The organism is Mycobacterium sp. IDUB_17, from assembly GCF_055419465.1.
Genome location: NZ_JBVAXS010000007.1, coordinates 305,073 through 319,547, shown reverse-complemented (window position 1 = coordinate 319,547; position 14,475 = coordinate 305,073). Strand labels below are relative to the sequence as shown.

Genomic DNA, 14,475 nt, shown 5'->3' with positions numbered 1-14,475 from the left:
ATCAGTCGTCGTGATCCGAGGAGTGGCGGCCCCTGGCCGCTGCACCCTTTGACGAGCGAGGCCGCATGCGGTGCTCCACCCGGTGGTCCTCGTCCTCAGAACCGCGGTAGCGCACCCGCGACACCGGATGGTGCGTCGAGCGGCCGGAACCGTTGGGTGCCTGCTTGGGCTGCTCGAAGGAATCCTCGAACGGCTGGTAGTCGTCGAATCGGCGGCGCGGCCGCTGCGGCCGCTCATGTGGGGCGTCGAACGAGCCGGTGTCACGGCGCTCCGGCGGCGGCTGCTTGCGCGGGTCGCGCGGCTGGGTCCGCACCCGCCGGCGCGGCTCGCCGCCTCCCGGCTCGGCTGAGCGCGGGGGCCTGGGCCGCCGCGGCCGCTCGGGCATCGCGCCGTCGAGTTCGCTGCTGAGATCGCTGTCGGCGCCACGGGTCGGGCGGGGGCGCGGCGCTGCGGTGCGCTTGGTCGGCCTGCGCTCGCCGCGGGGCCGCCCGGAGGCCGCTGCGGCTGCCGCTGCAGCACCCGTGCCGGGCTCTGCGCCGGCCGGACGCCGGCGCGGGGGCCGTTCGGATGGGCGCCGCCGTGGCGGGGCATCGGCCGCGTCGTCCTGCCGGGCCGTCCGCTCCCGGCGGGTCGACGCGGTGGCGGGTTTGCGGAGAACCAGCCCGGAAAGTTTCGCTGTGACGGATGACACAATTCCCGCGGCGGGCGTGGCCTTGGCTGTTTCGGCCGTTCTGGAGTCGGCCGTCCCATCTGCTTCGGCTCCACGACGGGATGTCAGACCGACGTACCACCGGCCGAGTCCGATCAGCAGCACTGCCGCTGACAGGAACAGCATCAGCGGGAAGCGTTCGATCAGTGGATATCCGCAGTTGATCGCGAGGTCCTTCACCCCGGCCAGCTGGCCGCCGTGGAACAGGAAATAGGACCCGGGAACGGCGACGAAAAGGATGAGTGGGGGCTGGATCACGGCCGTGAACAGACCGGCCTGCTGGACCACCAGAACAGCCAAAATGCAACCGAGTGAATAGCAGACCGCGAACACCGAACTGAGCTCGCGATTGCCCGAACCGGCATCGAAAGCAAAGCCGATCGCGGTAGCCGTGATCGCAATCAGCACAGCTCCCCACCACGGCACACCGGCGAATTGCGGGTGTACAGAGCGATGGTCAGCCGGCACTGCCGACTGTGCGCGCTGTCCTGACACACGTAGACCGTACCGGCTCAGTCTGGCCGCGTGCTGCCAGCTCGCGCTGGCGTGCCCGTCACACCCGCCTAGACTGTGGTCCCTGTGAGCCTGAACCTGGGAATCGTCGGTTTGCCGAACGTCGGAAAGTCGACTCTGTTCAATGCCCTGACACGGAATGACGTGTTGGCGGCCAACTACCCGTTTGCGACCATCGAGCCCAATGAGGGCGTGGTTCCGCTGCCCGATCCCCGGCTCGACAAGCTCGCCGAGATCTTCGGCTCGGAGAAGACCGTGCCGGCCCCGGTGACGTTCGTCGACATCGCAGGCATCGTCAAAGGCGCCTCAGAGGGCGCCGGCCTCGGCAACAAGTTCCTCGCCAACATCCGCGAGTGCGACGCCATCTGTCAGGTGGTGCGCGTGTTCGCCGATGACGACGTGGTGCACGTCGACGGGCGGGTGGATCCGCGCTCGGACATCGAGGTGATCGAGACCGAGCTGATCCTGGCCGACATGCAGACGCTGGAGAAAGCGGTGCCGCGCCTGGAGAAGGAAGCCCGCAACAACAAGGAGCGCAAGCCGGTCCTGGACGCGGCGGTCGCGGCCCAGGCGGTGTTCGACGACAGCAAGACGCTCTTCTCCACCGGCAAGGACTGGTCGGTGCTGCGTGAGCTGAATTTGATGACCACCAAGCCGTTCCTGTACGTGTTCAACGCCGATGAGTCGGTGCTCACCGATGCGGCGAAGCAGGCCGAGCTGCGTGCACTGGTGGCCCCGGCCGACGCGGTGTTCCTGGACGCCAAGATCGAATCGGAATTGATCGAGCTCGATGACGAGTCGGCCAACGAGCTGCTGGAGTCGATCGGGCAGACCGAGCGTGGCCTGGACGCACTGGCCCGCGCCGGCTTCCACACCCTGCGGCTGCAGACCTATCTGACGGCCGGGCCGAAGGAATCGCGCGCCTGGACCATCCACCAGGGCGACACCGCTCCCAAAGCGGCCGGCGTGATCCATACCGACTTCGAAAAGGGCTTCATCAAGGCTGAGGTCGTGTCGTTCGACGATCTCGTCGAGGCTGGGTCGATGGCGGCTGCCAAGGCCGCGGGCAAGGTCCGGATGGAAGGCAAGGACTACGTGATGGTCGACGGAGACGTCGTGGAGTTCCGCTTCAACGTGTAAGGGGCATGTTGTGTTCGGAGAGCTGGCAACGCAAGTCATCCTCAGCGGGCAGTTGGTGTGTGCGACTGATGACGAGGTGGCTACTGTCCAGCGGCATCTGTCGCGCCACATCGACTTGACGCGTGCCGAGCAAGGATGTATTTCGTTCGAGGTTCACCGCACCGACGACCTCTACGTCTGGCAAGTTGACGAGCGGTTTGTCAACGATGCAGCATTCGATGCGCATCAGGCACGGGTTGCCACGAGCGAGTGGGGTCGGGTCACTGCGGGAATCGAACGTCGATACTCGATCCGTGGAACATCGCAATGACTCCTTGGAGGGTTGGCGCAGATGTTTTATCGGCCATGGAATCTGGTGGAGTTCCGCTTCAACGTGTAGCCGGGCATGCGTCGAACGTGGGGATGTGCACGCAGTCCGCGCGGTTTTCGTGCCCAAGCCACACGCTCGGTCCTAACGCCGTTTGCCGGTCGTTACTATCGCCTTCTTGTGACGACATCGACCAATCACCTCGCCGGGATAATCGCCGCCACCGCCGATGCGGTCGCGGCAAACGAAGCCAATGCGAAGGTGGTGTTCCGGGCAGCCGCGCAGGCGCATGGCGCGGTGGCCAGCTCGGTCACGCTGGGGCAGTACCGCGTTGAGGTGGACGAGCCGCCGGCGTTGGGTGGGGAGAACAAGGCCCCGAATCCGGTCGAGTTCTACTTGGCCTCACTGCTGTCCTGCCATGTCGTGACGTGGCGGTTCTGGTCGGAGAAGCTCGATATCGCAGTGGACGACATTTCCGCGCGTGCCGAAGGCGACCTCGACGTCCGTGGCTTCTTCGGACTGGACGAGGGTGTGCGGGCGGGTTTCGGCGAGATCCGGGTGATGGTTAAGGTGACCGGGCCGGAATCCGAGGAACGCTACCGCGAGCTGCATGAGGCCGTCGAGGCGCACTGCCCGGTGCTGGATCTGACCCGGAATACGACGCCGGTGCGCGCGACGTTGGAAGTCGGGTAGTCCTCGCATAGGGCCCACGCTCGCCGAGCAAACATGCGCGCAGCGAGTATCAGCTCATGCGCTCGCAGTAACCTTTGGTTGAGAGGTCCAGCGGCTCACCGCGAAATCGTGCATACACGCCACATAGCTCGGGTCCCGTAGCTGAGATGTAGTCGTGCCAGACATCCCACCGGTTATGTGGGTACCCGAGCAAGTTGTTCAGCGCGTTGTTGATTGCGAGGTTCTGCTCGTCCTCGTCTTCCCAATCTGGCCAGCTTTCTGCGATGCGTCGGACCTCGTTGCGATCCAGGCCGATCAACGTATGAAATACCCAGTCGGGGAAGAAAGGCCCGTCGACAGCGGCCCACAGGCACTGGCGGATCACCTCGGAGTCGTCAACATCGTTGATCACATGTGGAAATTTAGCGCCAAACGCCACGCTGGCGGAGATGTTGACAGGTGAGGTAACTGGGTGGGGTTCCGCATCAACGTGTGAGCTCCGCGGTCACTCCATCGATTCGACCCACTGAGTGCGGGATGGCCCGGGGCTGAACGGATCTCCGAAGTACTGGGTCTCGCGGACGACCTCACCGTCCACGAATTCCATGATGCTCACCACGTATGACGGTTGCCCGTCGTAGGTCAGAACGAGTTCGCTGATCCATAGATCACCGTCACCGAGGATGCGGCGGACCGTGAAGCGTTTGGCATTCGGCTGGGCTTCGCGCGAAGCCTGAATGCTGTCCCGCCCGCGGATCCGTTCACCTGATTGGGGATATTCGAGGACCGCGTCGGCCCGGTAGATTCGATGCTCGGCGTCGAAGTCGTTCATGTCGGATGACGCCCAATGTGCCTCAACAGCGGTGCGCAGGTTGTCTTCGTCCATGGCAAAAACCGTATCGGGCGGGCTGATCGATGCCATGTTGTTCGGTCCAGCAATCTGGTGGCGTTCTGCTTCAACGTCTGACCGGTTTCCGGTCAACCTGACGATCGGCAAGTTCGTAGGCTGTTCGCATGCGTTTGCGGCTGTCTTCCCTGACTGACCCGTCGTTGCTCGCATTCGTCGATGAGTCTCGCGTGTTCTACGCGCGGCGGCCATCCGGCCGCGGACCGACAAGTCTGAGTGAGCTTTTCGCCGCCCGCGACGCGATGCCCGCACCTGCCGAATGTGAGCCATCCCCCTTGGTGGAGACGGTGACCGCCGGCGGGCGAAGTGTGTCTGTCCGTATTCACACCCCGACGGATCGAGTTGCCGCGGGCGTGTTGCTCGAGATTCACACCGGCGGCTTCTATCTGGGCTCGGCCGCGCGCAGTGACGTTCAGAATCGACGTCTCGTCGAGACGTTGGGGGTCGCGGTGGTCAGCGTCGACTATCGACTGGCGCCCGAGCACCCGTGGCCCGCAGCCCCGGATGACTGCGAGACTGCGGCTTTGTGGCTCGCCGAGAACTCGGAAACACGATTCGGTACAGCGCGGCTGGCCATCGCGGGATTCTCCGCAGGATCCACACTTGTGGTCACGACGCTGGTCCGGTTACGCGACCGGGGGCTTCATGTGTTCGGTGGGGCGGTTGTTCAGTGCGGCACGTTCGATCTTTCCGCGCAGACGCCGGCGGGCCGTCTCATCGCTGACGAGTATTTCCTCAGTGCGTACGCAGGAGACGTGCCAGATCGCACCGATCCGGATGTCTCGCCCATTTTTGCCGAGCTCAAGGACCTCCCGCCGGTCCTGATGGTGATCGGTGCAGAGGATGTTCTTCTTGAGGACAACGTCGCTATGGCGGCGAGGCTCGCCGCAGCGGGTGTCGAAGTTGATCTGCGGGTCTACCCCGCGTCGCCGCATGCGTTCACCGGGCATACGACCTCGATGGCGCAAGCTGCTCTGGACGGGATTGACGGATGGCTGCGAGGCCGGATCGGAGCTATGCCATGAGCGGTGTCGCCCAGCGATACGTTGTTCGGCGGAGCCGATGGCGCTGATCTCGGCCGCGATCTGCCCGCACCCGACGATGTTGATCCCAGACGTAGCCGGGCGTAGTCGCCGGTGGAACCGCATCCGCGATGCCTGCCGGGAAGCGGTTGGGCGACTACAGATTCCGGTCGTGGGAGGCGGGCATGAACCGTCTCCGGATGCTCCTCAACTGGTTGCGGTCGTCGGCGGTGACGACTCGACACGGAGTTTCGACCCGGCGGGGGCGTATCCCAGCCTGTTTGCGAGTGGCGTTCGCTGGAGGTCCGGATGGGGGCAGGACGCAGAAGACCCACAGCCGCTGCCGTTGACGCTCTCCGTCGGCTACTGGCTTCTGGGGTCGTCAAGGCCGGGTGACAAAGGAATGATCGTTTCGCACTGCGCATTCGAATCGATCGATTTCGATGCCTCGGTTGAGGACTGCGCTGAGCTGGGCCGAGATTTGGCCGGACGTGCCGAGCGGGTGGCGATGATCGTCATCGGCGAGGGATCGACGTGCATGACGGCGTCGGACCGGGCGCATCACGCCAAAGAGGCGCACGTGTACGACAAGGCGGTCATGCGGGCGTTGGAACAAGGCGATTGCGACGCCCTGGGTCGACTCGGTGAGAACAGCCTCGCCATGACCGGCCGGGCGCCGTGGCGGGTGTTGGTGGGAGCCGCCGCGGGGCACGAATTCGAGGGCGAATTGCATGCGGGCGGGGGAGCGAGAGACCGTGGGTACTTCGTGGCGAGTTGGACTCGGCGTCAACGTGGATCGCTGACGTAATTCGGTGGAGTTCGGCCTCAATGCCTGATGACGTTCTGTCCCCTCACACTTCGAAGTACTGGACCAGGCAGAACTCGTGGCCTTCGGGATCGAGCATGACCAGAACGACACCCTCGTCGTAGTCGTGACGGATGCCAGACCACTGGCCGCCGAGAGCTTTGACCTGATCGAGACCCACCGCGATGTCGTCTACTTGCACGTCCAGGTGAATGCGCACCTTTGTGACCTTCGGTTCGGGCACGCGCTGGAAGGTAAGTCGGGGAAACCGTCCCGAGCGTGAGCCGACAGTCGCCCAGTTCGGATCCTCCCCATGCTCGCTCGACGGTGGAATATCCAGCAGCGCGGCCCAGAAGGCCGACATCCGAATGGGATCGGCGCAATCGATCGTCACTCCAGACCAGCGGTTTGCCATCGTTTCTCCCCCGGGCTTGACGACACTCCAGCAGATCCTTCCACCGCACCGGAGTGGAGGGGATCCCGCGGTTCGATTGGCAGAGATGGCTGACGGCGATCGGCGATGAAATGTGGTGGAGTTGTGCTTTGAATGTGTCGGTCGAGTCGTGAGGTTCGCAGCGATGTACATCCCGAACGAACTGCTTTCCCGGCTCGTCGGTGCGCGACTGTATTCGGTCGAGATCGTGCTCAACGACTACGCGCACCTGAAGTTCGACGGGGCGGCCGGTGGGGGAGAACCGGCCGTCCTCGCCTGCTACGTCTGGCCGGTGGTCGAAAGCTCCGGTCGGGACTGGCGTGAGTCCGACCTCGGGTACGCAGACAGTCTGCGTAAGTTGACTCCGGGCACCGTGACGTCGACTACTGAGCAGACAGGTATCGGAATTCGCATCGAACTCGACACGGGCACAGTCGTGATCCATCCGGAGTTGGATGAGGTCTACGTCGAGATTGCGATGCTCACGGGATTTGCCGACGGTGAGTGGATGGTGTGGCGGCCCGGCGAGGACAGCTTCGAGGATCTGGTGTGAACGCAGACCTGAGAGAGCCTGCGACGTAGCATTTTCTCGTGGGGTTTGTTGTCCCGCCGGATGCTTACGCACGCTTCATGGGCCGCTACGCCGAGCCCCTGGCGCAGGCTTTCGTGTCGTTCTCCCAGGTCGGCGCCGGTGACAAGGTGCTCGACGTCGGGTGCGGCCCCGGTGCATTGACCGCCCAGTTGCTGTCGGTGGGAGCCCAGGTGACAGCGATCGATCCGTCACCGCCGTTCATCGACGCGATCCGCACACGCTTCCCCGACGTCGACGCGCGGCGGGGCGCCGCCGAGGAATTGCCGTATGACACAGCCGTTTTCGATGCTGCTCTCGCCCAATTGGTGGTGCACTTCATGAAGGATCCGGTGGTCGGTATCGGGCAGATGGCCCGTGTGACCCGGCGTGACGGTGTCATCGCAGCGTGCGTGTGGGACGGGCCGACCGGCGCGCTCGCGCCGTTCTGGGAGGCCGTTCACCTGATCGACCCGGACGCTGAGGATGAAGCGTTACTCGCCGGGGCGCATCGGGGGCACCTGACCGAGATATTCGAAGCGGCCGGCCTACATGATGTGGAAGAGCATCCCCTCGCGGTCGACGTTGTGCATCCGACCTTCGAGGAGTGGTGGGAGCCGTACACATTCGGTGTCGGTCCCGCCGGTGACTATGTCCAGGGCCTCGACGACGCCGGTCGTGCACGTCTCGAATCAGTGGCTCGCGAACATCTTGGCAGCGGACCCTTCACCGTTGCCGCCACCGCGTGGGCCGCCCGCGGGACGGTGTGACAACAGGCGGTGAAGTGCCAACCTCGTTAGACTCCGCGCTCGTGGCATCGAATACTCGTCGGGCGGCCGGTACGCAGACCTTCACCGATGTCTTGAAGATCTGGTTCGCCGGCAAGCGGCCGGACCCTGCCGCCGATCTCTCCGACTTTGAGTCGGGTGTGACGTTGCAGGTCAGCTGTTTCCTCCGCCCCCAGGGGGCGGCATCCCGGGCCAAGCTGGGAACCCTCTCACTCACCCGCGGTGAACCCGTGATCTGGCGCGGCCGGGACAAGAATGCCGTCACTTTCAACCCGCCGCTGACACTGACGGAATCAGGCGAGAAGGCCATTGGACCGAAATTCACCGCGTTCGATCTCGCCTGCGCCACCGGGGCATTCGACGTTCACATTCCAACACCGGACGTCGAGCTGGTGAAGCACGCCCTGGACGGCTCTGCCTGATCAGGCGCCGAGGTTGGTCTGCGCCTAGTCGAACAGTCGGCGCTAAAGCCCACCACAGCGCGATGGGGCCAGGATCGGGGACCACGGCGGGCAATCCGCCGGCAGCGGCTGCGGGGGAGCGGGCGGTGGCGGCGGGCCCAGAACCGGTGGCGGCGGAGCCTCATGCGGGACGCCGTTCCACGGGTAGATCGTGTTGGAGGCGATGTCCACGACACCCTCTGAGTTCCAGTACCAATCGTGGCAGATGGCGGCATCCCAGGTGATGACCTGGCTTCCCGGTATCGGAGGATCACCCGGACACCAATCGGTGCAGGTGAGCCCGCCCGGGCAGTTCCCGCCCTGATAACTCGGCCCGAAGGCCGGGTCCGCTTGGCTGACGCCCAGCCCCAACCAGGTCTGGGCCAGGCTGCCGGACGCTGCGATGACGACCGCCAATCGGGTAACCGGATCCATGGTTGCTCCCCTCCCACGAGGCGCCATGTCTCCAGCTAATTGTGCAGCGATCATGCGGCCGTGGGCCGGAGTTCGGTCGTTTCACTCCGCTAAGCCGCGGATTGCAGTCACATGCTGACCGCAACCCGCGGCGCAAGGACTGCTGTCTCTGTCCTGGTCAGTGCGGCAAAAGACATTGCCAACCGACGGACCCGCACTCCCTAGTCGAGGGTCACCGAGATCTCATCACCCAACCGGTAGCCGTCGGTCAGCGGAAACTCGTCACCGCTCCAGAACGAGCCGGGATCGAACCAGTTGTAGTGCTTCTCGGTGGTCAGCAGACCCATCTCCTCAAAAGTGATGGCCACTGTCTCGGCGCAGTAGGCGGTCTCCAGTCCCACCTGACGGCTACGCGCCTTCTTGCGTTCGGCGGACTCGCGAACCTTCTTGTGCACAAAGGGAATTCCGCGGGTGAAATCGCTGACGATCGGCATCCGTCCGCGCAGCCAGCGTCCGGTCAGTCGTGCGGTGGTGGGAAAGGCGGTGCCGTTCATCCGGGCGATCACCTTGAGGAGCTGGTCCTCCTGCTCGCGAGTTGCGAACGGGGTGAGCTGCCGCAACCAGCAGCGTTGCCCGTAGCTGTTCGCCCAGCGTTCGACGACCTGGCGGGCATCGTTGAGTTGCACCCCGCGGTGGTTGGTACCCGTCCACATGTCGAGCAGTTTGTCGCCGAGCTCGGCATGCCAGATCAGCGGTGGGAGGTCGTCGATCGCGACGGTCATCCCGACGTGGTTGACCGGGCTGTTGGTGAGGGTCTGGATCGCCCGGTCCGGCCCGGAGCCACCGCGAAACAGCCAGATGTCCCCGGTACGGGTCTCCTCCAGCGCCTTGGTCAACGACACGGTGTTCGCTTTCACAAGCGAAGCTTAGGCACACTTGGAGCATGCGCAGCATCTGGAAGTGGGTAGGACTTGCCGGTGTCGCCGGCGTCGTCGCGGGTGGCGTCATGGTGGCTCGGGACCAACGCCGCCGTAACGCATATACCCCGCAGGACATCCGGGAGCGGCTCCACCAGCGGTTGGCCGAGGCCGAACAGGCTGAGCAGGCGCGCTAAGCCGCCCTGTCGGGCCGGGTCTCGCTCACCAGCCTTCGGTCAGCACCCGGTCCAGCGCGTCGGCGTAGAAATCGGCAGCGTCGATGTCAATGCACAACGGCGGCTTGGTTTTCAGGATGTTCTGGTGGTCGCCGGTCGGCTGGATGATCACCCCGAGCTCGAGCATCCGATCACAGATCAGCGCCGTTTCCTCGGTGGCCGGCTCCAGGGTCTGGGGGTCACGGATCATCTCGACACCCAGATACAGGCCGACGCCGTGGACGGTGCCGATGAGCGGATGCCGGGTGGCCAGCTCTTCCAGCCGTGACTTGAGATGCGCCCCCACGCGGGCCGCGTTGGCTTGCAGCCCTTCGTCATTCAGCACGTCGAGCACGGTCATCCCGATCGCACACGACAACGGGCTGCCGCCGGTGGAGGAGAAGAAGTAGCCCTGGCTGCGGAACGCCTCGGCGATCTCGCGGCTGGTGACCACGGCACCCAGCGGGTAACCGTTGCCGACCGACTTCGCCATCGACACGATGTCCGGGACGATGCCCTGCTGCTGGAAGCCCCAAAACCATTCACCCAGACGGCCGTATCCCACCTGTACCTCGTCGGCGACGGCGTAGCCGCCCGCTCCGCGGACCGTCGCATAGACCTGCTGCAGATATCCGTCGGGCAGGGCCATGCCACCGGCATTGCCGTAGACCGTCTCACAGATGAATGCCGCGGGGGCACGCCCGTCCGCGATCAAACCCTCGATCTGGGCCACCGCGTCGACGGCGTAGCGGCCCACCTCGCTGCCGCGGTACTTGCCGCGGAAGCTGTTGGGCGATTCGACGGTGTGCACCCAATCCGGCCGGGTGGTAAGCGCATTGGGGTTGTCGGCGGTGGAGGTCGACACGGCATCGGTGCCGTACGTCCAGCCGTGATACGCCTCGCGCATCGCCACGACATCGGGGCGGCCGGCCGCCGCGGTCGCCAGCCGCAACGCCAGATCACTGGCCTCGGACCCGGAGTTGACCAGAAACACCGTGTCCAGAGGCTCGGGTAGCAGCCCGGCAAGGCGTTCACTGAACTCGACGACGGAGGCGTAGTTGAACCGCGAGTTGGTGTTCAGCTTGCGTAACTGGCGGGCTGCGGCCGCCGCGACCCGCGGATGCGCGTGGCCCAACACCGTGACGTTGTTGACCATGTCCAGATAGCAACGCCCACTGGTGGACATCAGGAAGTGCCGCCACCCTCGTTCGATGCGCGGCGGTCGACGGTAGTAATGCTCCTGCACAGGCGCAAACGCCCGGTCCCGCCTGGCCATCAGGTCGACGTCGGCCGGCTCGGTATCGAGGGGCGCCAGCCCCAGCAGCGGCCGCGGATCACGCACGCACGCCAGCCATCCCGGCGCCAGGCCGGGCGTGGTCAGTTCAGGGGCGCGGGGCGCCCCGATCGGCCGCAGCGCCACGTGCGTCCACCGGCCCGGCTCGGCCATGCCCAGAGCATCGCCTGCGCCAGAAGCGGAACTGATGCCGGTGAGCGTCAGCTCGTACTCAGCGCCCCGGAGCGTCACCGAATCCCACGAACGGTCGATGACCTCACCGTCGAACGGTGCGGCCAACTCCAACCGCTCCGCCGGCCAGATGCTGAGCCCGGTCGGCACCACCGCGGGCTCCTCCTGGCTCAACGCCGGGGCCCGTGAGATCCGTGGTTGGCCGAACTTCGTCACGACCAAACGGGCGCCGTCATCGATTGCGGCCCTGGCCAATTCGTCCTCGACGCCGGGCCTCAGCCAGCCGCCGGGCGTGAACGCATCGTCCAGATCGTCGGCGGTCGCGGACAGATCCAGTGTCGTCACCGATTGCGGTGTGGCCATCATCGGGCGGGTGACCCGCACCGGCGCGGGCGGAGACGACTGGCCCAGGTCAGCCTTGATCAACGCGGTCATCACGTCGATCGGCACCGAGGTGGCGCGCTCGAACATCTGCCACTCGCCGTCGGACTGCTCGGTGAGGTAGTCGTTGTCCGGATCGAAGCCGGCCTGGTGTGCCCCGCTGACGATCAGTACCGCGGTGCGCAGAACCAGCAACGGCCACAACGCTTCTGCCTCGGCAACGCTCAGCGGCCGGATGGCGTGGAAAGCCCGGATCCCGGGTAGCACGGACGTCGGATCGCTGCCCGGGTGCTGCAGTACCGAGGACAGGGTGATGGCCAGTTCACTGACTGCCCAGCTGTCGGACAGATCGCCGAGGTCGATGATCCCGTCGGGGTGCACCACACCGCCGATGCCGTGGGACACCACCACGTTGGCGTCGGTGAGGTCCATGTGCACGGCCTGGCGGGGCAGGGCGTCGGCCAGCGGCTCGATGTGTGCCCACGCGTCATCGGCCGCGGCCTGCAGCCGGGAGCGTGCGGCGCCATCGTCGACATGGGAGACCAGCCCGCGCACCACTTCGGCCCCGAAGCGCAGGTCCCACTGCAACGCGCGGTCCAGACCGGGATGGCGGAATTCGGCCAATGCCCGGCTCACCCGCCCGGCCAGTGCGCCGAGCTCAGCGACCGTGGCCGGCGGCAGATACCCGGACTCGATGAGCGTCCCGCCGGACAGGTGCCGCAGCAGCCGGACATAGGTGGTGCCGTTCGAGCCCAGACCGGTTACCGCGGTGAGCTTCTCGTCGTGCCGGTTGGGCAACGACTGGGCCACCCGCAGATCCGGCTCCGCCGTTGCGATCAGGTCCGCGGCCAGCTCCTGAGCAGTCAGCTCGATCTCGTTGAACGCCGGGTTGGCGATCTTCAGTACGCCGGCAATCGTCGCGCCGGCGTCGACCAGGAAGTTCTTGTCCTGTTGGCTGCCCAGCGATTTCACATTCGCGTGCAGCCCGAAGTGGGCGGCCAGGATGTCGCGGGCCTGCTGGTCGGTGACCTGAGGGGCGGGCAGCTCAGGTTCGCGCAGAAAGTTGAAGCCGATGGTGTCACGTTCGGCGTTCACCGTCCGACGAACTCCACGACCACCTCGGAGAACGCGTCGTTGTCGTCTCCGGCGGCGGTGTGCCCCGCATCGGACAACTCGACGAACTCCGCGGCGGGCACCTTGTCCAGGAAGTCCTGCACACCTTGGGGGCTGACCACATCGGACAGCTTGCCCCGGATCAGCAGGATCGGGATGCTCAGGTTGATCGCTGCCTGTTCGAGCTTCTCCACCCGCATGAACGGGTCGTCTTCGGGTTTGGTGAGGAAGGCCGGATCCCAGTGCCAGTACCAGCGCCCGTCGCGCAGTCGCAGGTTCTTCTTCAGCCCCTCGGGGCTGCGCGGCTTGGCGCGGTAGGGCAGGTAGGCCGCGACGGCGTCGGCGGCCTCGTCCAGCGAATCGAAGCCGTTCACGTTGGTGAACATGAAATCGCGGATGCGGGCGCTGCCGCTTTTCTCGAACCGCGGCACCACGTCGACCAGGACCAGCTTGGTCACCAGCTCCGGGCCGGCCTCGTGCGCGGCCAGGATGCTGGTCAGCCCACCCATGCTGGCTCCGATCAGCACCACCGGGCGCCCGATCTGGTACAGCACATGCTGCACGTCGGCGGAGAGCGCTTCCACCGAATAGTTCGCGCTGGGTGAGCGGTCGCTGTCGCCGTGACCACGTGCGTCGAGTGCGATCACGTGCAGCCCGCGATCGGCCAGGATCTGCCCCGTGTTCTTCCAGGAGTACCGGTTCTGCCCGCCGCCGTGCAGCAGCAGGACCGTGGGACGGTCAGCGGTGGACGCGGCGTCCCGGTTCCATTCGTCGCCGACCAGGTTCAGGTCGTCGACTCCCCGGAACGTGACGGTGCGTGAATCGCTGTGCTCGGTTTTCCCGGTGCTCACGGACATTCCTCTCGCCAGGCCCCGGGAGGTCACGTTACCCACGTGGGTTTTCGCCGCATCTGCGACCCGGACAAGCGTGCCGTTCCTAGAATCGTCAATCGTGCAGCCAGGTATCGAGGCGAATGAGGTGGTGGGCGACGTCAGCGAGCGCGACGCGGTCATCGAAGCCGCCTTCAGCTGCCTGTCCGAGCCCCACACCGGTGCGGTGCCGGTGGCTGCCGTGCTGGCCAGGGCGGGATTGTCGACCCGCGCGTTCTATCGGCACTTCGAATCCAAGGACGCGCTGTTCCTGGCCATGATGCGGGGCGAGGGTGACTCGCTGGCCCGCCGGCTGGACTGGATCGCCGAGCATTTCGACGGACCTCCCAGCGATCAACTGCGAGTCTGGCTCGGTCAGATTTTCGGTCTGCTGCAGGACGCGCGGCTGAACATGCACATGACCGTGCTCGATTCGGACGAGGTCCGCGCAGCCAAGGGCTATCGCGCGGCCCGCGAGCAGTGGCACGACGACCGTGAGCGGTCGCTGGCGGCGATCCTGCGCCGGGGCCTGGACGACGGATCGTTCCCGTTGGCCAAACCGGAGCAGGACGCGATTGCCATCGGCGCGGTGGTCAGCCACGCGATGTCGCGACTGTGCTCCGACGGCGAGTGCGAGGTCGCGCAGGGCGAGGTCGTGGACTTTGCGCTGCGCGCGGTGGGGGCCCAGATCCCATGCGCAGAGTCCGGCGGCGCGTAGCGCGAACGCGCCCGCAGGTCTTCCCGGGACTGTCGGTACCGCTGCTGACGGTGTGACCGGTGCCACGTACTTTGGACCG

Annotated in this window: 18 protein-coding genes; 10 read left to right on the top strand and 8 right to left on the bottom strand. The window is 65.6% G+C overall.

The features are described 5' to 3' along the window. Window position 1: 1 nt before the first annotated feature. Complete coding sequence (locus tag ACZYZ7_RS27320; RefSeq protein WP_450070041.1) at window positions 2-1,204, bottom strand: DUF6542 domain-containing protein; 1,203 nt, start codon at window positions 1,202-1,204, stop codon at window positions 2-4. Between the two features lie 84 nt (window positions 1,205-1,288). Here ACZYZ7_RS27320 and ychF point away from each other — a divergent pair, with 84 nt between their 5' ends. From ychF to ACZYZ7_RS27305, 3 genes are all read left to right on the top strand, one after another. Continuing rightward, on the top strand, window positions 1,289-2,362 hold the full coding sequence (gene ychF, locus ACZYZ7_RS27315; protein WP_450070040.1) for a redox-regulated ATPase YchF: 1,074 nt from the start codon (window positions 1,289-1,291) through the stop codon (window positions 2,360-2,362). 10 nt (window positions 2,363-2,372) lie between these two features. Further along, window positions 2,373-2,672 carry a putative quinol monooxygenase gene (locus ACZYZ7_RS27310; RefSeq protein ID WP_450070039.1) on the top strand — a complete coding sequence of 100 codons (300 nt, stop codon included), beginning with the start codon at window positions 2,373-2,375 and terminating at the stop codon, window positions 2,670-2,672. A 177-nt stretch (window positions 2,673-2,849) separates the two neighbouring features. Further along, window positions 2,850-3,362 carry an OsmC family protein gene (locus ACZYZ7_RS27305; RefSeq protein WP_450070038.1) on the top strand — a complete coding sequence of 171 codons (513 nt, stop codon included), beginning with the start codon at window positions 2,850-2,852 and terminating at the stop codon, window positions 3,360-3,362. A 49-nt stretch (window positions 3,363-3,411) separates the two neighbouring features. Here the strand turns inward: ACZYZ7_RS27305 and ACZYZ7_RS27300 are convergent, their stop codons facing one another. Beyond that, window positions 3,412-3,753 (bottom strand): hypothetical protein, encoded by a 342-nt coding sequence (locus tag ACZYZ7_RS27300; protein WP_450070037.1) that lies wholly within the window; start codon window positions 3,751-3,753, stop codon window positions 3,412-3,414. Window positions 3,754-3,846: 93 nt separating this feature from the next. Beyond that, window positions 3,847-4,227: a nuclear transport factor 2 family protein gene (locus ACZYZ7_RS27295; protein WP_463742218.1), complete on the bottom strand. Its 381-nt coding sequence runs from the start codon at window positions 4,225-4,227 to the stop codon at window positions 3,847-3,849. Window positions 4,228-4,355: 128 nt separating this feature from the next. On the opposite strand from ACZYZ7_RS27295, the gene ACZYZ7_RS27290 reads away from it, so the two are divergent. Together ACZYZ7_RS27290 and ACZYZ7_RS27285 are read left to right on the top strand one after the other, a co-directional pair. Further along, on the top strand, window positions 4,356-5,273 hold the full coding sequence (locus tag ACZYZ7_RS27290; RefSeq protein ID WP_463742217.1) for an alpha/beta hydrolase: 918 nt from the start codon (window positions 4,356-4,358) through the stop codon (window positions 5,271-5,273). 400 nt (window positions 5,274-5,673) lie between these two features. Continuing rightward, complete coding sequence (locus ACZYZ7_RS27285; RefSeq protein ID WP_463742216.1) at window positions 5,674-6,078, top strand: class III extradiol ring-cleavage dioxygenase family protein; 405 nt, start codon at window positions 5,674-5,676, stop codon at window positions 6,076-6,078. A gap of 43 nt (window positions 6,079-6,121) precedes the next feature. Here the strand turns inward: ACZYZ7_RS27285 and ACZYZ7_RS27280 are convergent, their stop codons facing one another. Next, entirely contained in the window at window positions 6,122-6,490 is a 369-nt protein-coding gene (locus ACZYZ7_RS27280; protein ID WP_463742215.1) for a VOC family protein, read from the bottom strand. Window positions 6,491-6,638: 148 nt separating this feature from the next. On the opposite strand from ACZYZ7_RS27280, the gene ACZYZ7_RS27275 reads away from it, so the two are divergent. Genes ACZYZ7_RS27275 through ACZYZ7_RS27265 form a run of 3 tightly spaced genes read left to right on the top strand, consistent with a single transcriptional unit; the run spans window position 6,639 to window position 8,286 of the window. Next, window positions 6,639-7,061, top strand: a complete 423-nt coding sequence (locus ACZYZ7_RS27275) for a hypothetical protein (RefSeq protein WP_463742214.1) — start codon at window positions 6,639-6,641, stop codon at window positions 7,059-7,061. Between the two features lie 38 nt (window positions 7,062-7,099). After that, on the top strand, window positions 7,100-7,846 hold the full coding sequence (locus tag ACZYZ7_RS27270) for a class I SAM-dependent methyltransferase (RefSeq protein ID WP_463742213.1): 747 nt from the start codon (window positions 7,100-7,102) through the stop codon (window positions 7,844-7,846). 41 nt (window positions 7,847-7,887) lie between these two features. After that, complete coding sequence (locus ACZYZ7_RS27265; protein ID WP_463742212.1) at window positions 7,888-8,286, top strand: hypothetical protein; 399 nt, start codon at window positions 7,888-7,890, stop codon at window positions 8,284-8,286. Between the two features lie 42 nt (window positions 8,287-8,328). On the opposite strand, the gene ACZYZ7_RS27260 is transcribed toward ACZYZ7_RS27265, so the two are convergent. Next, the gene (locus ACZYZ7_RS27260; protein ID WP_463742211.1) at window positions 8,329-8,739 is read right to left on the bottom strand and encodes a hypothetical protein; all 411 of its coding nucleotides are present in this window, start codon (window positions 8,737-8,739) and stop codon (window positions 8,329-8,331) included. 200 nt (window positions 8,740-8,939) lie between these two features. Continuing rightward, window positions 8,940-9,620 carry a guanylate cyclase gene (locus tag ACZYZ7_RS27255; protein WP_463742254.1) on the bottom strand — a complete coding sequence of 227 codons (681 nt, stop codon included), beginning with the start codon at window positions 9,618-9,620 and terminating at the stop codon, window positions 8,940-8,942. Window positions 9,621-9,661: 41 nt separating this feature from the next. Between ACZYZ7_RS27255 and ACZYZ7_RS27250 the strand changes: the two genes are divergently transcribed. Further along, the gene (locus tag ACZYZ7_RS27250) at window positions 9,662-9,832 is read left to right on the top strand and encodes a hypothetical protein (protein ID WP_450070028.1); all 171 of its coding nucleotides are present in this window, start codon (window positions 9,662-9,664) and stop codon (window positions 9,830-9,832) included. Between the two features lie 25 nt (window positions 9,833-9,857). On the opposite strand, the gene ACZYZ7_RS27245 is transcribed toward ACZYZ7_RS27250, so the two are convergent. Both ACZYZ7_RS27245 and ACZYZ7_RS27240 read right to left on the bottom strand, forming a co-directional pair. After that, complete coding sequence (locus tag ACZYZ7_RS27245) at window positions 9,858-12,791, bottom strand: aminotransferase (protein WP_463742210.1); 2,934 nt, start codon at window positions 12,789-12,791, stop codon at window positions 9,858-9,860. Next, the gene (locus ACZYZ7_RS27240; protein WP_463742209.1) at window positions 12,788-13,666 is read right to left on the bottom strand and encodes an alpha/beta fold hydrolase; all 879 of its coding nucleotides are present in this window, start codon (window positions 13,664-13,666) and stop codon (window positions 12,788-12,790) included. Before ACZYZ7_RS27240 ends, ACZYZ7_RS27245 begins: the two co-directional genes overlap by 4 nt. Before the next feature lie 94 nt (window positions 13,667-13,760). Between ACZYZ7_RS27240 and ACZYZ7_RS27235 the strand changes: the two genes are divergently transcribed. After that, complete coding sequence (locus ACZYZ7_RS27235) at window positions 13,761-14,396, top strand: TetR/AcrR family transcriptional regulator (protein WP_450070026.1); 636 nt, start codon at window positions 13,761-13,763, stop codon at window positions 14,394-14,396. Window positions 14,397-14,475: the final 79 nt, after the last annotated feature.

Excerpts from the sequence above, each read along its gene's own strand:
- ACZYZ7_RS27250 (WP_450070028.1), top strand. The coding sequence starts at position 9,662 with ATGCGCAGCATCTGGAAGTGGGTAGGACTTGCCGGTGTCGCCGGCGTC.
- ACZYZ7_RS27285 (WP_463742216.1), top strand. The coding sequence starts at position 5,674 with ATGATCGTTTCGCACTGCGCATTCGAATCGATCGATTTCGATGCCTCG.
- ACZYZ7_RS27295 (WP_463742218.1), bottom strand. The coding sequence starts at position 4,227 with ATGGACGAAGACAACCTGCGCACCGCTGTTGAGGCACATTGGGCGTCA.
- ACZYZ7_RS27290 (WP_463742217.1), top strand. The coding sequence starts at position 4,356 with ATGCGTTTGCGGCTGTCTTCCCTGACTGACCCGTCGTTGCTCGCATTC.
- ACZYZ7_RS27260 (WP_463742211.1), bottom strand. The coding sequence starts at position 8,739 with ATGGATCCGGTTACCCGATTGGCGGTCGTCATCGCAGCGTCCGGCAGC.
- ACZYZ7_RS27280 (WP_463742215.1), bottom strand. The coding sequence starts at position 6,490 with ATGGCAAACCGCTGGTCTGGAGTGACGATCGATTGCGCCGATCCCATT.
- ACZYZ7_RS27240 (WP_463742209.1), bottom strand. The coding sequence starts at position 13,666 with ATGTCCGTGAGCACCGGGAAAACCGAGCACAGCGATTCACGCACCGTC.